This window comes from Nostoc sp. (assembly GCF_036917095.1).
Classification (GTDB): Bacteria; Cyanobacteriota; Cyanobacteriia; order Cyanobacteriales; family Nostocaceae; genus Nostoc.
The window spans coordinates 22,522-37,756 of record NZ_JBALFH010000001.1 but is presented as its reverse complement, the minus strand read 5'-3'; the positions used below and the strand labels follow the sequence as shown (position 1 = coordinate 37,756).

The window sequence follows — 15,235 nt, the reverse complement described above, 5'->3', positions numbered from 1 at the left end:
TCCATAGCTAATGACTAATGACTAATGACCAATGACTATTTTAAAAATCTACCCCTCGTTTAAGTTCTACACCTTGATTTGCATAGTGTTTGTGGCAGTAAACCTCTGAGTGGACGCTAGCCAAGTCGAAGTATGCTGGTGGATTTTGGCAGCGGCCAGTGATAATAATTTCGGTGTCGCGGGGTTTGCGAAGTAAAGCTTGGACAATGGGTTCAACGGGGAGTAATTCTAAGTCAACGGTGGGATTGAGTTCGTCGAGAATAATAGTTTTATACAGTCCAGAGGCGATCGCAACTTTCGCGATTTCCCAACCCCGTTCGGCTTCTACATAATCTAATTCTTGCCGAGAATTTCGCCAGACGATCGCATCTCCACCGCAGCGCTGATGATCCACCACTTCTGGATATGACTGCTGTAAAGCAGCGATCGCAGCATCTTCTGTGTAGCCACTACCACCTTTAAGCCACTGCATAATCAACACACGGGTAGACCCTGGATGATTGATTCCCCTACCAATTGCCTGTAAGGCTTTGCCTAAAGCACTAGTAGACTTCCCTTTTCCAGCACCAGTATAAATTTCAATCCCTTCCAGGAAGAGAGCTTTGGCTGTTGGGTGGTGATGAGGTTTCATTTCTGAGTGCAAATCTGCAATATCCAACAACTTTTGCGGTGCGGCGCGTCCGGTAGCAATGATTTCCAACTCTTGGGGTTTGGATTTTAATGTCTGCACCACTTCATCTACTGGTAGCAAACCCAAATCCAGAACGGGGTTAATTTCATCCAAGACGACAACTGAATATAAACCGCTGGCGATCGCCCCTTTGGCTACATCCCAACCCCGTCCTGCTTCATTTCGGTCAAAGATGGTAATTTCCTCATGTCCAAAAAATTCGGCTCTCCCAGTGCGAACCTGGTCAATTAAATGGGGAAAACCGCGTTGCAAAGCTGCGATCGCGCCATCTTCGTCATAATCACGTTCCGGGCCCTTTAAAAACCGCAGCAATAAAACCCGGTTAGAATTGCTAGGCGTATTTATCCCCAAGCCAATGGAGCGCAAAACCACCCCCAAAGCCGCTTGGGACTTACCTTTACCTACACCATCGTAGACGTGAATTTGACCAATGAGCCGTTCTGGGCGCACTTGCGCCGTCCGAATACCAATACCGTTCCTTATCATCTCTCGAAAAGCTATAACGTGGCAGTCTTTAATCTTACCTAACGTCTTGTACTCTCAGGTAGAGAAACTGCCCCTCCAGGGCGTCCGTACAAGGGTCAGCTTGATGTATTAGCAATATCAATAGAGTAATAGTGGCACACCAGCATAGTAAAGGACAAAAACAATGGGATAATTTCCCCCATCACCCTCACTATCCCAGTTATACTCTCTACAGTTAACCCTTACCCTTGACCATTTATGCCTGAAAATTGGATGCTTCCCAGAATTTTTCCCATTGGTGGAATTCTGTTTGACTTTTTATTTGTACTGATTGCCATCCCCATAGAAGCATATGTTTTGCACAATCGACTAAAATTTGACAAAAAAACTAGCATTTTTTATGCCATTTCTATCAATCTGTTTTCTAGTGTAATTGGTTGGTTCATATTTTTTGTATCAGAACCAATGTTGCCGATAGATGTGAAAGCAGAATTAATTAACTATATGTTTTTTAATAATTTTAAATCAGCAAATACCCAAACTGTAATTATTTTAACTGCGTGTATAATTTTCTTTGCTACTTTTTTGATGAAGTTTTTAATTTTAAGAGTATTACTAGTATCATTGAGCGAACCAGTTGCTAAAACAGATGATGAAGATGAAATTCAAACACAAACATTTCAACGGCGAAGCTCGCGGCGTAGTTTTAGCGGTATTAGATTCCAGAGTAGCAATTTAGTGGTTACTACATTAATAGCGAATTCTCTGAGTTATACTGCGATAACAATTATTTTACTATTTCGTTCAAAGTAGCAAGAATTTACTTGATTCAAAGGAAGACTATTGATTAATTAATCGGGTGGAGGAAGAAAGATGAACACGCTACTTAAAGATGTATTTGGAGTTTTTAAATTTGCTGAAGGGCTTTATGCGGGAATTAGAAAGGTATTAGTTCCCCCCAAAGCTTATTCCTGGCAGACATTTATTTATTTGAGTGTTTTCTCTTGGGTAATTTCATATTGTGCTACAGGTTATATCAAAGATATTATTGCCTTTTTCGGTTGGTTATTTTTAATTGCCGGCACATCCTGGTATACAACTGAAGATCCTTTGAGGGTTCCTGGTACTTTTATGCCAGTTGGGGCAGTAATCACTGGATTTTTAGTGAGTGTTTTTGCATTTGGAAATCAAGATGATGTAATTACACCAAGAACAATAGTTTTTTGGCCGACAATTTCAGCACTAATTACGGCGATACCAGAATTTATTGAAGGAAATGACACCGACGCTAAAGCTCGAATTCCTAAGCCACAAGACCGCCAAAGAATCATAATCTTAGTTGCTAGTAGTATGCTGCTAAGTTGTTGGATTCAGTTTTACTTTGTGATGGATAATTGGTTACGCCAATATCCCAGTTTGCAGACAGATACTTTTAAAAGTAGCACCTTTGTTGTGAGAACAGAAGAACGAGTAAAAATCCCCAGAAATGGCGTTATAATTCTAGAGAAACTTCAACCAATAGTAGTAGAACAAATAGCCCAAACACCTTGGTCGGAAGTAGAGAAATGGTTGCTAGATGCAAAACAGCAGGTAGGAACTCTGGGTAGGGGAGTAATTCAAAAGAACTTGGGTAAATATGAAGAGAAAGATTTATGGCGCGTTGAACCGCGTGTAGCTAATACTAAATCTGGATATATATTAGATTTGTTAAGTATTTGGATAGGCCCGAGTTCTAACCCACGGGGCTATTACTTGAAAAAATCTTGTCGGATTGAACCAGTTGCAGCAACCGACAATTCTGGGAGTAAGATTACAGTTGCAGAAATTGAATGCGATCGCGTCAGTAAATTTATTTATGGCTCGCCACCTCCGCAGCAGTGAGGGAGCGGGGGGAGAAGGAGGAGCAGGGGAAGCAGAGGAGGCAGAGGAGGCAGAGGGAGCAGAGGGAGCAGGGGAGCAGGGGAGGCAGAGGGAGAATAATAATTCTTGACCAATGACCAATGATCAATGACCAATGACTAATGATCAATGACCAATGACTAATGACCAATGACCAATGACTAATGACCAATGACTAATGACCAATGACCAATGACTAATGACCAATGACCAATGACCAATGACCAATGACCAATGACCAATGACCATTAACAGAATTTTTGTATTGGCAAAGAATGTGTTTCAGGAAGTGGTACGCGATCGCATCCTATATATTATTGGTTTTTATGCGCTAATACTCGCCACTGGCTTTCGCGTCCTTCCTGAATTTGCAGCTTCGACTGAAGACAAAATGTTTTTAGACTTTGGGATGGCGGCGATGAATGCCATCGGGTTAATTATTACGATATTTGTTGGTACGGGACTGGTTAATAAAGAAATTGAAAAACGCACTATCTTGATGTTAATTGCTAAACCTGTCAGCCGTAGCGAAATTATCGTCGGCAAATACTTGGGTTTATCCGCAGTACTAGCTGTACTTGTCGCCGCGATGACAGTAATTTATCTGGTATTTCTGCAATTTGGTAACATCCCTCATCCAACAACGAGCATTTTAATTGCTGCAATTTTCTTATTTTTGCAGTTATCATTAATCACCGCTGTGGCTATTACCTTCGGTGTTTTTACTGCTTCTCTGCTAGCGACTATTTTAACCTTTGCCGTATATTTAATCGGAAACATTACTCACGATTTAGTACAACTTGGGCGTCTTAGCCGCAACCCAGGTATGGAACGTCTAACTCAAGGTTTATTTCTTATCTTGCCAGATTTATCTCGATTAAATTTGAAAAATGATGCCGTTTATGGTCTACAAGCACTACCTGACACAACTGCACTGATTACAAATGCTGGCTATGGCTTACTTTATAGTGCCATGTTGTTAGCGATCGCTATTCTTATTTTTTCACAACGCGAATTTTAGTCATTCGATAAAACAGTTCTTCTTTTGCGAGTTCTGAGTGAGTAAAAAGTGAGATTTCCTACTCGTACTCAGCACTCAACTTTTTTTGTATGAATATTTCTTGACCTATGTCAGCGTTTTTTGTTTTAAAACCACTTCAAAAGCCTATTTTCAGGTAATTAGCGATTTTTTGGAAATTTATTTTTGATTTTTTTAGTGAGCTTATCTCCATTTGGGGTGTACTCTCAATATACGGTAACTACCACACTTGACCTTTGAGATAAATTACACCCAGAGGTGAATACCATGAAAAATTATGCTGATAAGCAAGAATTTATATTAAGCCAAATCACAAATCAATATTTTCAGCGCCGAGATTTCAGTGGATGTGACTTGAGTGGAATCGACCTGAAAGGGATTGATTTAAGTGGTGTTAACTTCATAGGAGCGGATTTGCGTGGTGCAAATCTGTGTGGCTGTGTCCTCACTCGTGCTAATTTAAGTGGTGCAAATTTGATCCAAGCTAGCTTACGCGAAGCATCTTTGTATGAAGCATCTTTGTGTGAAGCTAATTTGACTAATGCTGATTTAACAGGAGCAAATTTGTGCGGAACTTTTTTATGGCGGGTGAAATTCACAGGTAGTAATCTGTGGGGTGCTTCTTTGTGTGATGTAGATTTGAGAGAAGCAGACCTAAGTAAAGCCCAATTAATTGAAGCATCGCTGATTGAAGCTAACTTAAGTTTTGCAAATCTCGCAGGAGCAAAGCTATGTGGAGCAAAATTACTAGAAGCTAATTTGACTGAGGCTAACTTAACTGGTGCAGACCTGACATGGGCAAATTTAACCAAGGCAAACTTGAGTAAGGCAAACCTTTGGGAGACAAAGCTGATTTATGCAAAGTTTCGGGATACAATCATGCCCGATGGCACAATTGAGCAACCTCAGATAGTGATTTATTAGTCACGAGCCAGGAGTCAGTTTTAGTCTGACTTCTCACTTTTTCGGTGCGTTAGGACTAATTTTCATAACGCACTATCCCAGATTCAAGCTAAAGAATATTCGTCAGACTGATGCGTTACTGCAATTCCAGAATTCCACGCTTAAAACGCAAGTGGAGGCGTGGGAGTATGTCAATCAACCAGTACTTGCTTGAGTAAAGCTATCCACATATCAGATGGATCGGAGTAGTAATCAATTTCTTCAACTTGATATTGATAAGATTCATAACCTTGGAGTAAGATAATGCGATCGCTGGCTTTGATGCCTTTGCCTACTCCTGTCATATACCCGAACATTCCTTCATTGAGGCGCTCAAATACGTAGTCGCTTCCCGAAAGTTGTTGGCTGTAATCGTGTATTTTATGTTTCTGTTTTAATTCGTTTGCTGGAGAGCTGACCAAAGGTAATTTATTAAAAAAACTAAAACTTATGTTCATACCTGCTATGATTGAAGATAAGGCATTTAAAAAAATTTAAAAATAGAAATAATAATTCAAAACTCAGTTGTTTAAGACTTAATTTTGATATATTAATGTTTAATTACTACTCAATTGGATATTCGGTGAAATAAACCATTTATCTCATTAATCTGGCTATAGATAAGGTAAAAATTTACTGCTACTAATACTATTGATTACTTATTACTTTCAATCTTGAGTATCTCATACAAGACCAAAGATGATAGCAGTATTTGTTTACTCTTCACTTAAATTTACAGTAATAACAATAGCAGCTACAACTGTACAATCACCGAATTATTGGGCAATATTGGGTCAAATATAAGTGTTTTTGGGTTAACTAGACAATATTAATTTTTAAACATTTTCTGTTTTGAGAATATCGTCTATGTATATTTTTTAAGATAAATAGGATCTAGTGCGTAATTATGCTTTTTAGAGCTAAATCTACATGTTTCAGTAGTATTTCTAGGGTTGACGAGTTATCTAAAACGACATCTGCGTGAGCCACTTTTTCTTCTATAGATAGTTGGCTGTCGATCCTGGCTTGTGCCTGTTCTCTATTTAAATGGTTTCGTTGTATCAATCTTTGTAGTTGTTGCTCTTGGGAACAACACACTACCCAGATTTCTGTAACCAAATCAGTCATTCCAGCTTCAAATAATAGAGGTACCACTAACACCAGTGTTTGTGAGGAGGACTGAGCAATTGCGTTGAGGAAGCGATCGCGCACATCAGGATGAATCAAATTCTCTATCCAGTTGCGTTCATCTTGACGATTAAAGATAATTTCGCCTAGCTTTTGGCGGTTGAGGCTACCATCTGGTAATAAAATTTGTTCGCCGTAACGTTGAGCGATCGCACTCAGAATAGGCGAACCTAAAGATACTGCCTCTCTAGCATAAATATCTGCATCCAAAATTGGCAGATTATAAGCGCTAGCTAAATAATTGGTGACAGTGGTTTTGCCTGTGGCAATACCTCCAGTTAAGCCGATTATGCGTTTAGTCATTAGTCATTAGTCATTTGTCATTAGTCATTTGTCATTAGTCATTTGTCATTTGTCATTTGTCATTTGTCATTTGTTATTCTCCCCCTGCCCCCTGCCCCCTGCCCCCTGCTCCCTGCTCCCTGCCCCCTGCTCCCTGCTCCCTGCTCCCTGCCCCTCATCTAAGAATTTGTCGCCCATGTTATCAGTGCTTGGGTTAAACCATCTAAAGTATATTCTTGGGCTTCTACATCTACACGTCCGAATAAAGCATGACAAGTTTTAGAGGTTTGGGGGCCGATAGAGGCAATACAGACTCCTTCTAAAAATTGACTAGCATCAGAGTTGTTGAAAAATATGGTGTTAGTGAGTTCGCAGAAAAATTGTACAGTTTTAGAACTGGCAAAGGTAATCGCATCTACCTTGCGGTTTTGAAGAGCTAACTCTGCCACAGCTGGAATACCGCTAGGACAACAAGATTGATATGCGGCAACTTCTATCACGTTTGCTCCCTTAGCAGTTAATTCCTTAACCAAAATTTCTCTTCCGCCGCTTTCAACTCTGGGAAATAAAACCTTTTTACCATCCAGTCGATCTGGGAAATTTTCCACTAAAGAATCGGCAATAAAGTTGGGGGGAATAAAATCTGCTTGGAGAGAGCGTTGTTTGAGACTATGGGCTGTTTTCTCACCAACAACGGCAATTTTGACACCTGCTAAAGCACGGGTATCTTTACCTTGGGCGATTAGCCTTTCAAAAAAGTAGTCTATGCCATTGGTAGAAGTGAAAATTAACCAGTCGAAGTCAGATAAATGAGCGATCGCATTATCCAAAGTTTCCCAACTGGAGGGCGGGCCGATTTCTAAGGTAGGCATTTCGATGACTGTTGCACCTGATGCGATGAGGCGATCGCTAAATTGACTCGACTGCCCTACTGAACGTGTCACCAGGATTGTTTTGCCAGTAAGGGGAAGAGGAGATGAAGGGGATGAGGAAGATGAGGAAGAGGGAGGGAAGTTACTTAACATATGTTGGGGTGTGGAAGTACTCTCGTTCCCAGGTAGAACTGGGGAATGCTTTTCTCCAGGCTCCTGCCTGATAATTTCGTCTAAATATATATTCTCAGGTTCTAAGTACTTGCGTAGCCCAACAACTTCGCCAATCACAATTACTGCTGGGGAAAGGGATAATTTGGTGGTTTGTTCCACAATATTGTCCAGTTGCCCTGTCCAAATTTGTTGATGAGGAGTTCCTGCCCAACGGATGATGGCAATGGGTGTTAAGTGCGATCGCCCGTGTCGCACCAGTTGATGTACAATCTCTGGCAGATGTTGCCCTCCCATCAAAATTACCAATGTCTCTAAGCGTGAGAGCGCCTCCCAGTCTAAAACCTCTGGTTCATGAGCTGTAAATACTGCAAAACAACGGCTCAAAACCGGATCTGTGAGGGGAATTCCTGCTAACAAAGGTGCTGCAAGGGCTGAAGAAATTCCTGGTACTAGTTCAAAATCACAACTAGATGCTTTCAACGCTTCAATTTCGGAAGTACAACGCCCAAAAATCAACGGATCGCCTGATTTGAGCCGTACAACTTGTTTTCCTTGGTGGCAATGCTTTATTAGTAATTTGTTAATCTCAGCTTGGGTTGTACTGGGTTTACCACCGCGTTTCCCAACATCCAACTTCAAGCAATCAGGTGGTACGCACTGCAATAATTGAGCATCTACCAAGGCATCGTAGACTAAAATCTGAGCAGCAGCTAAGAGATTGTAAGCTTTTACGGTCAGGTATGCCACATCTCCAGGCCCAGCACCTACAAGATAGACTTTACCCCTTTCTTGAATCATGGTCATTTATCAATTGTCATTGGGCATGGGGAAGAGGCAGAGGAGATATGTTTTAGAATACAACTTGGTGTCAACATAGTTTTATGAGTCTTTGATACTCATTAATGAAGCTTAGAACTCCGTTAATGAGTCTTTGTTACTCCCGAACGAGTTTTTGTTATTCCCGAACGAGTCTTTGTTACTCCCGAACGAGTCTTTGTTACTCCCGAACGAGTTTTTGTTACTCCCGAACGAGTTTTTGTTATTCTCGAACGAGTCTTTAATATTCACCTCCCCTGCCTCCCCTGCCTCCCCTGCCTCCCCTGCCTCCCCTGCTCCCCCTGCTCTTTATTCAATTCGTTCGGGTATTAATTTGTTGAATTAGCCGATCGACTTGCTCAACCATCTCCTTATTTTCCTCAGCTTGGAATAACTCTCTGGCTTTTTTGAGATTAACGATCGCTTCTTCTAGCTGTTGTTCTCTTCCTAAAGTGATTCCCAGATTATAGTAAGTGAATGCATCGTTGGGTACAAGGCTAATGGCTTTTTTGTAATGTGCGATCGCTTCTTGAGGTTTACCTCGATCGTCCATCGCATTTCCCAAACCCGTGTAAGCTTGTGCATGTTTGGGATCGAGGCGAATCGTTTCGGTATAGTCGGCAATTGCTTCTGTTAGCTTGCCTTGAGCGTAAAAAGCGCTTGCTAAATTATAGTGAGCGTCTGCATAGTTGGGAGCGAAGCTAATGGCTTGTTTATACTGGGCGATCGCTTCTTCTAGTTTGCCTTGAGCGTACAGAGTATTTCCCAAGGCGTTATAACCTGCTGGATTTTTTGGAGCGAGGCGAATGGCTGTTGTATATTCGGCGATTGCTTCGGCTGGCTTTTCTTGAGCGTATAAGGCGTTTCCTAAGTAATAATGAGCGTCTGCATACTTGGGATCGAGGCTAATGGATTTTTTGTATTGGATAACTGCTTCTTCTAGCTCACCGCGATCGTACAGAACATTTCCCAGACGCGTGTAAGTTGGGGCATAATCTGGTTTGAGGCGAATGGCTGCTGTATATTCGGTGATTGCTTCTGGTAGCTTGCCTTGAGCGTACAGAGCATTTCCTAAGTTATAGCGAGCATCTGCATAGTTGGGTTCAAGGCTAAGAGCTTCTCTATATTGTGCGATCGCAGCTTCTAACTGATTCAGTCTTGCTAAAGTCAAACCCAAATTAAAATATGCTCCAGAGTCTTTAGGATTAAGGTTAATGGCTTTTTTGTAAAGAGCGATCGCTTCTTGTGGTTTGCCTCGATCGTCGAGAGTATTTGCCAACGCAATATAAGCTTGTGCAAAGTTGGGTTCTAGTTCAATTGCTTTCCGAAAAGCCGCCTCTGCTCCTTTGAAATCTCCTTGTTTGTAGAGATTGGTTCCTTGCTCAAAGTTAGCAACTGCGTTTTTGTTTTGAGGAACTGCGGGCTGTACGGAGTCATCAATTTTTGATAAAACAACGCCAATATCTTTACCAAAGGCACTATTTCCATTACTCAAACACAAGCAGATAATAGTTGCTACCAGTAGATTCTTGTTTTTCAGCATTTTTATTACCTTACCTGCTTGGTTTACATGTAATGTCGAGTGGGCTAATTGCCATCGTCAAAACACCCGACCCCTCAGCCCCTAAGAGCAAGCTTTTAGGGGAGTAAAAGCGTACCTTTGGCGGAGTTCTAGCAGGAATTATAAGTGATTAACCTAACTTGATACAAGTGAAATACGGTTTGGTTAAGGTTTTTTGATGAAAATTTTAGATCGTAAAGACGCTATAAATCATCACAAAGACGGCGATTCATCGCGTCTCTTGCCTTAACCGAACAGTATTGGATACAAGTGTACTTTCATATATATGTCTAGAAATAGACATATATATGAAGCTTTATTAGGTAATTGCTGACACTTTTGCTTCAACAAGTTTCGCAATGGCGACAATTAATTTTTCTGGGTTAAAAGGCTTGGATAAATGCATCTGAAACCCAGCTTTTAGTGCTTCTTGCTGGTCATCATTTCTAGCAAAAGCCGTCAAGGCAATTGCTGGAATTTGTCCACCTTGTTCTGCTGTCAAACTTCTCACTTGACGTATTAACGTATAGCCATCTATATCGGGCATACTAATATCGCTGACCAACACATCTAGCTTTACCTGTGCTAGGGTTTGTAATGCTTCCAATGCGGAAGATACCGCGATAACAAAAGCTCCATCTTGCTCTAATACAAAAGCAGCAAAATCTCGCGAATCAGCATCATCATCGACAACTAAAACCCGAATGCCAGCGAGGGATAAAGAGTTAGGAGTTAATAATGCAGCGTAGTTTTGTTCATCCGTCAGGCTTGGGCTTTCATCTGGCAGAAGCGGCAAGCTAACAGTAAATGTTGCCCCTTTGCCCTCACCGTAGCTATCTGCTTTGACGATGCCGCCATGTATCTCGATGATATTACGCACAATTGCCAATCCCAGTCCTAATCCACCAAAACTTCTCGTAGAGGTGCTATCTGCTTGCCGGAAGTAATCAAACACGAATGGCAAAAACTCAGCGCTAATTCCTTTACCTGTATCGCTAACTATGATTTGAGCATAGCCATCAGCTTGCTCTAATCGCACTTCTACCTTTCCTCCCTTGGGTGTAAATTTGACAGCGTTAGAAAGGAGATTCCAGACGACTTGCTGCAAACGAGTAGAGTCGCCCATAACTTGTCCCACATGGGGTTCAAATGCTGTACTGACCTCAATCAACTTTGCTTCTGCCGCTAAACGCATTGTCTGTAGTGCGGACAATATTGTAGACTCTAGATTAATCTTTGTAATATCCAGCGTCAGTTTGCCCTGTAAAATTCTGGAGATATCCAGCAAGTCTTCAATGAGTTGAACCTGTAAGGTCGCATTCCGCTCGATTACGGCTAGTGCTTCAGATGTCTTTGCTTGGCTAAAAGTGCGGGTTTGCAACAACTTTGACCAGCCGAGAATTGCGTTTAGTGGAGTGCGTAGTTCGTGAGAGAGAACGGCCAGAAATTCATCTTTAATTCGATTGGCTGTTTCTGCTTTAGCTCGTGCTAGTTGTTCTAATTCCAGCAGATGTGCCCGTTCTTCAAGTATTTGTTTTTGTTCGTGGATATCTGTACATGTTCCAAACCACTTCACTACAATACCTTGCTCATCTTTGAGCGGTAAACCTCGCGCTAGCTGCCAACGATAGGAGCCATCAGAAGCCCTTTTAAAGCGATATTCATTGTTATATGTAGTGCTATCTTTGACAGCATTAGACCAAACTTCATCGGCACTTTGGAGATCATCTGGATGCAATGCAGCCAACCAACCAGAACCCAAGGATTGCTCTAATGTTAGCCCAGTATATTCGCACCAATTTTGATTAAAAAACTCACATTCACCGTTAGCATTAGTTGTCCATACAAGTTGAGGAATTGCCTCAGCCAAGTAACGGTAGCGTTCTTCACTTTGGCGAAGAATTTCTAAGATGCGTTGGCGTTCAAGGATTTCTTGTTGTAATTGCTCGTTGGTTTTGGTAATTTCATTGGTGCGAACAGCAACCATTTCTTCCAGATGATTCTGGTATTTTCGCAGTTCTTTCTCTACGCGTAAACGTTCGGCTATTTGTGTTTGAAGTTCTTGATTTGCTTGTTCTAATTGAGCAGGGCTAGGAAATGCCAGTGCTTTTGGAACTAGAGACACAAGTTTTACTGCTGTAATTAAAGATATTGTGGCAGTTACTGCTTTGACAAACCCCGATAACCAATAAGTTGGATACCAAAGCGTCCAAATCTCTATTAAATGAGTGGTGCCGCAAGCTACAATAAATGCACTAAACAACAGAAAAATCCAATCAAAGGGCAAATCTTGCCGCTTACGGACAAAGTAAAATAGTGTAGCTGGAATCGAATAATAAGCTAGTGCAATGAGCGCGTCAGATAATATATGTAACCAAACTAAATTTGTTTTCCATAGATAGCAGTGTCCATGTGGAATAAACGATCCTGATGTAAAGAAATTAGTCCACAATTCTGATATCATGTCTAACATAAACACTTGATTTTTTTGAATCTATAGAATTTACTATTAAATTCCTTCATTCTCTAAACCCTAATGTGGCTATGGAACTTATAGCGCATCAGATTCAAACTTTAAGGGCTATGAAGGGAGTAGTCAAACTTGCGAATGCGGATATTATAATTACGGCAAACACTGGTAAATTGCAAAATAAAAGCCATTCTGCCCATTATGAGAGGAATGGTAAAAAAGTTAGGATACGGAACAGGAAAATTTAATCTCCGCAATTTTGACTTAACTTAAGATTGACTTAACTTCTCACTCATTTTATCTAACAGTTGAGTGATTTTTTTAGCTTTTTCAGGTTGGCGTTGTTTTTGCAATAAATCTTTAGCTTGTAGCAGGTTAGTTTTGGCTTCCTCTTCTCGCTCTTGCTGCATGAGAATATTTGCCAGACGCAAGTAAGCATCAGGATTTTTCGGACTGCGGCGAATCACTTCCCGGAATAATTCTGTTGCTTCCTCTACTTGGCCTTGCTGGTTTAAAACATCTCCCAAAAATAAACGCACCACATCATTAGTAGAGTTGAGGGAAATCACCTTACGAAACGCTGCTTCTGCGCCTTGGTAATCTTTTGCTTGAGAAAGCTCGATTCCTTTTTGAAACAAGTCTGAGGTAATCAAAGTTTTCCAAGCGAAATAGCCAAGAATTGACAGACTAAGAACAACTACAAAAGCAGCGAGAATAGAACTAGTAGGAAAGGTTTCTAGCATTGTCTAAGCCAAAAGGCAGGCGATAGGAAAAATCAGATATTCGATAAAAAATAGTTTCCAGATAAATTGGTAAAATTGAGCGATCGCACTTTTATCTTGTAAGTCTACTGTCAAACTCCGCAACCACATCCAAACTAGCAGCGCTAAATGAGTAACTACCAGAAATATGGGGTTAACTGAGGCCACATTTAGCACACCAATTAAAATTATCCCCAAATAGCAGGCAGTTATCACCCAAAGAGCTAGATTAAACACAGCTTGCGAACCGAGTTTGATAGTGAAAGTAGAGATATTATAGAGGCGATCGCCTTCTATATCTGGTATATCTTTAAATATAGCGATCGCAAAAGTAAACACCAAGATAAATAAGGTCAGCACCCACACTACAGGCGGAATTACTTGGCTTTGTTTCAGCACCCAACTATAGTGCAAATACAATCCTAAATTAACAATCGTGCCGCGTACCGAAAAAATACACAGCGCTGCCCAAAATGGAAACTGTTTTAAGCGAATTGGCGGTAAAGAATAAGCAGTACCAATGGCCAAACTAATTGCGACCATGCCAAATAAGAAGGGCCCAGTTAGCCACGCCACAACTAGCGCCAAAATCCCAGTCAAAGCAACAATAAATTGCCCCGTCTGTTGGGAAAACTCACCTGATGCCAACGGTAAATGAGGCTTATTAATCTTGTCAATATCAACATCTTCTAATTGATTCAGCCCCACAATGTAGACATTGCCACACAGACAAGCAATCCATGCGCCCAAAACCCGACTCAGTGGAATGCCAGAAAATCCAGTCGAGGAAACAGCAATGGCAATAAAATACAAACCCAACACACTCAGACTTGTACCAATAATTGTGTGAGGGCGAGAGAATTTCCAGAAGGCATATAACCAATGGAAATATGATTGAACGGCTTTGCGTGGTAAAGGGCTGTTTTGAGAACTCTGGCTCATGAGTAGCTTAGATTCAGTATTCTGGCTTATTGTTAACCATTGTTACAGAATTTGGTCATTAACAAGAGCCAAAGGTGTAGACGCACTGTATTTTCGTAGGGGAGGCAGCAGGTTGGGTATAGAAGACACTCAATCTCGAAAAAATCTCACAAACAACCATGAAAAAACCTTTTCTTTGCTCCCTATAACAGTACAATCATCAAAAAAGCAAAGCAATAGTTAAATCCAGAGTGCCTTCATGACGGCTGATTTGACATCTACAGCGACATTTGACCTGACCGTGCTATCCCAGGCTGCGGCTGCGTATCGAGGACAGAGAGGCACACGCCCTAGTGCTGAAATATTAGTAAATGCGTTGCTACAAGCAGAAAAATCTGCCAAGCAGCAACGGTTGACTTATCCGTTTGAGTCTCTTCTAGGTAAATGGCAACTTTGCTTTGCCACTGGCACTAAGAAAGTCAGAGAGCGCGGGGGAATTGTATTAGGCAAGGGTTTGTATGTACCCAAGTTTATAACAATCCATGTTTCCTTTAATGCCACTTTGGAACAGGATTCAGACAGAGGCGAAATTGCTAATCAGGTTGAATATGGCCCAGTTTTGTTGAAGCTCACGGGGCCAGTGCAATATTTCAACAAGAAAAATTTATTGGCCTTTGACTTTAACCACATGCTTATCAGTCTGTTTGGTCGTGTTGTTTACAACAGACCAACCCATTTTGGTAAAGTTAAAACAGAAGATTTCTACAACCAGCCCATAGCTAAACTACCCTTCTTTGGCTTCTTTTTAGTGACTGAAGATTTCATTGCGGCTCGTGGTCGTGGTGGAGGATTGGCTTTTTGGATTCGAGAAACTTAAAGACACTGGATTTCACGTTTCTGCCAACCATCAAACTGGACGACAATTAGACAAAATGCTGTGCATATTTACTACTTGTCCAATGACTGCGATCGCAGGCGCACTATAACCCTGTTTTGTCACTCTCGAAAAACAATAATTAAAGCAAGGTTCTGAAACTTTTATTGAGTCAAGCTTTGAGCCTTTATTTTCTAACAGTAAATGAAATTTATAGCTCAAACCTGGAAATTAAACCTCTGAAAGGCTTTCAGTGATTGGCTTTTCCCAAAGTGATAAA

15 protein-coding genes are annotated in these 15,235 nt (G+C 41.1%); 6 read left to right on the top strand and 9 right to left on the bottom strand.

All coding sequences use genetic code 11. The features are described from left to right. Positions 1-40 precede the first annotated feature (40 nt). Entirely contained in the window at positions 41-1,177 is a 1,137-nt protein-coding gene (locus V7L01_RS00180) for a cob(I)yrinic acid a,c-diamide adenosyltransferase (RefSeq protein WP_335030828.1), read from the bottom strand. A 237-nt stretch (positions 1,178-1,414) separates the two neighbouring features. Between V7L01_RS00180 and fraC the strand changes: the two genes are divergently transcribed. From fraC to V7L01_RS00165, 3 genes are read left to right on the top strand one after another with little or no spacing between them, the layout of a single operon-like run. Further along, positions 1,415-1,969, top strand: a complete 555-nt coding sequence (fraC, locus tag V7L01_RS00175) for a filament integrity protein FraC (protein WP_335030826.1) — start codon at positions 1,415-1,417, stop codon at positions 1,967-1,969. Between the two features lie 60 nt (positions 1,970-2,029). Continuing rightward, complete coding sequence (gene fraD / locus V7L01_RS00170) at positions 2,030-3,037, top strand: septal junction protein FraD (RefSeq protein ID WP_335030824.1); 1,008 nt, start codon at positions 2,030-2,032, stop codon at positions 3,035-3,037. Continuing rightward, entirely contained in the window at positions 3,012-3,146 is a 135-nt protein-coding gene (locus V7L01_RS00165; protein ID WP_335030822.1) for a hypothetical protein, read from the top strand. The genes fraD and V7L01_RS00165 overlap by 26 nt, the downstream gene beginning before the upstream one ends. A gap of 35 nt (positions 3,147-3,181) precedes the next feature. Here the strand turns inward: V7L01_RS00165 and V7L01_RS00160 are convergent, their stop codons facing one another. Further along, positions 3,182-3,304, bottom strand: a complete 123-nt coding sequence (locus tag V7L01_RS00160) for a hypothetical protein (RefSeq protein ID WP_335030821.1) — start codon at positions 3,302-3,304, stop codon at positions 3,182-3,184. Between V7L01_RS00160 and V7L01_RS00155 the strand changes: the two genes are divergently transcribed. Next, positions 3,297-4,076, top strand: coding sequence for an ABC transporter permease (locus V7L01_RS00155; RefSeq protein ID WP_335030819.1), 780 nt, complete (start codon positions 3,297-3,299; stop codon positions 4,074-4,076). The genes V7L01_RS00160 and V7L01_RS00155 overlap by 8 nt on opposite strands. A 285-nt stretch (positions 4,077-4,361) precedes the next feature. After that, complete coding sequence (locus tag V7L01_RS00150; protein WP_335030817.1) at positions 4,362-5,018, top strand: pentapeptide repeat-containing protein; 657 nt, start codon at positions 4,362-4,364, stop codon at positions 5,016-5,018. A gap of 170 nt (positions 5,019-5,188) precedes the next feature. On the opposite strand, the gene V7L01_RS00145 is transcribed toward V7L01_RS00150, so the two are convergent. The 7 genes from V7L01_RS00145 to V7L01_RS00115 all read right to left on the bottom strand — a co-directional run bounded on the left by V7L01_RS00145 (position 5,189) and on the right by V7L01_RS00115 (position 14,102). Continuing rightward, positions 5,189-5,458 (bottom strand): hypothetical protein, encoded by a 270-nt coding sequence (locus V7L01_RS00145; RefSeq protein WP_335030815.1) that lies wholly within the window; start codon positions 5,456-5,458, stop codon positions 5,189-5,191. Between the two features lie 472 nt (positions 5,459-5,930). After that, a complete protein-coding gene (coaE, locus tag V7L01_RS00140; protein ID WP_335030813.1) occupies positions 5,931-6,527 on the bottom strand; it encodes a dephospho-CoA kinase in 597 nt (198 codons plus the stop codon). Positions 6,528-6,685: 158 nt separating this feature from the next. Beyond that, positions 6,686-8,350 (bottom strand): uroporphyrinogen-III C-methyltransferase, encoded by a 1,665-nt coding sequence (gene cobA, locus V7L01_RS00135; RefSeq protein WP_335030863.1) that lies wholly within the window; start codon positions 8,348-8,350, stop codon positions 6,686-6,688. Positions 8,351-8,681: 331 nt separating this feature from the next. Then, a complete protein-coding gene (locus V7L01_RS00130; protein ID WP_335030811.1) occupies positions 8,682-9,911 on the bottom strand; it encodes a tetratricopeptide repeat protein in 1,230 nt (409 codons plus the stop codon). A 337-nt stretch (positions 9,912-10,248) separates the two neighbouring features. Next, the gene (locus V7L01_RS00125) at positions 10,249-12,402 is read right to left on the bottom strand and encodes an ATP-binding protein (RefSeq protein ID WP_335030809.1); all 2,154 of its coding nucleotides are present in this window, start codon (positions 12,400-12,402) and stop codon (positions 10,249-10,251) included. A 266-nt stretch (positions 12,403-12,668) separates the two neighbouring features. Beyond that, a complete protein-coding gene (locus V7L01_RS00120) occupies positions 12,669-13,142 on the bottom strand; it encodes a tetratricopeptide repeat protein (RefSeq protein WP_335030807.1) in 474 nt (157 codons plus the stop codon). Between the two features lie 3 nt (positions 13,143-13,145). After that, positions 13,146-14,102 carry a homogentisate phytyltransferase gene (locus V7L01_RS00115; protein ID WP_335030805.1) on the bottom strand — a complete coding sequence of 319 codons (957 nt, stop codon included), beginning with the start codon at positions 14,100-14,102 and terminating at the stop codon, positions 13,146-13,148. A 238-nt stretch (positions 14,103-14,340) separates the two neighbouring features. Here V7L01_RS00115 and V7L01_RS00110 point away from each other — a divergent pair, with 238 nt between their 5' ends. After that, a complete protein-coding gene (locus V7L01_RS00110; RefSeq protein ID WP_335030803.1) occupies positions 14,341-14,958 on the top strand; it encodes a hypothetical protein in 618 nt (205 codons plus the stop codon). Positions 14,959-15,235: the final 277 nt, after the last annotated feature.

Coding starts and splice junctions, on each gene's coding strand:
- fraD (WP_335030824.1), top strand. CDS start 2,030: ATGAACACGCTACTTAAAGATGTATTTGGAGTTTTTAAATTTGCTGAA.
- fraC (WP_335030826.1), top strand. CDS start 1,415: ATGCCTGAAAATTGGATGCTTCCCAGAATTTTTCCCATTGGTGGAATT.
- cobA (WP_335030863.1), bottom strand. CDS start 8,350: ATGATTCAAGAAAGGGGTAAAGTCTATCTTGTAGGTGCTGGGCCTGGA.
- V7L01_RS00155 (WP_335030819.1), top strand. CDS start 3,297: ATGACCATTAACAGAATTTTTGTATTGGCAAAGAATGTGTTTCAGGAA.
- V7L01_RS00125 (WP_335030809.1), bottom strand. CDS start 12,402: ATGTTAGACATGATATCAGAATTGTGGACTAATTTCTTTACATCAGGA.
- V7L01_RS00130 (WP_335030811.1), bottom strand. CDS start 9,911: ATGCTGAAAAACAAGAATCTACTGGTAGCAACTATTATCTGCTTGTGT.
- V7L01_RS00160 (WP_335030821.1), bottom strand. CDS start 3,304: ATGGTCATTGGTCATTGGTCATTGGTCATTGGTCATTGGTCATTGGTC.
- V7L01_RS00150 (WP_335030817.1), top strand. CDS start 4,362: ATGAAAAATTATGCTGATAAGCAAGAATTTATATTAAGCCAAATCACA.
- V7L01_RS00165 (WP_335030822.1), top strand. CDS start 3,012: ATGGCTCGCCACCTCCGCAGCAGTGAGGGAGCGGGGGGAGAAGGAGGA.
- V7L01_RS00115 (WP_335030805.1), bottom strand. CDS start 14,102: ATGAGCCAGAGTTCTCAAAACAGCCCTTTACCACGCAAAGCCGTTCAA.
- V7L01_RS00110 (WP_335030803.1), top strand. CDS start 14,341: ATGACGGCTGATTTGACATCTACAGCGACATTTGACCTGACCGTGCTA.
- coaE (WP_335030813.1), bottom strand. CDS start 6,527: ATGACTAAACGCATAATCGGCTTAACTGGAGGTATTGCCACAGGCAAA.
- V7L01_RS00120 (WP_335030807.1), bottom strand. CDS start 13,142: ATGCTAGAAACCTTTCCTACTAGTTCTATTCTCGCTGCTTTTGTAGTT.
- V7L01_RS00180 (WP_335030828.1), bottom strand. CDS start 1,177: ATGATAAGGAACGGTATTGGTATTCGGACGGCGCAAGTGCGCCCAGAA.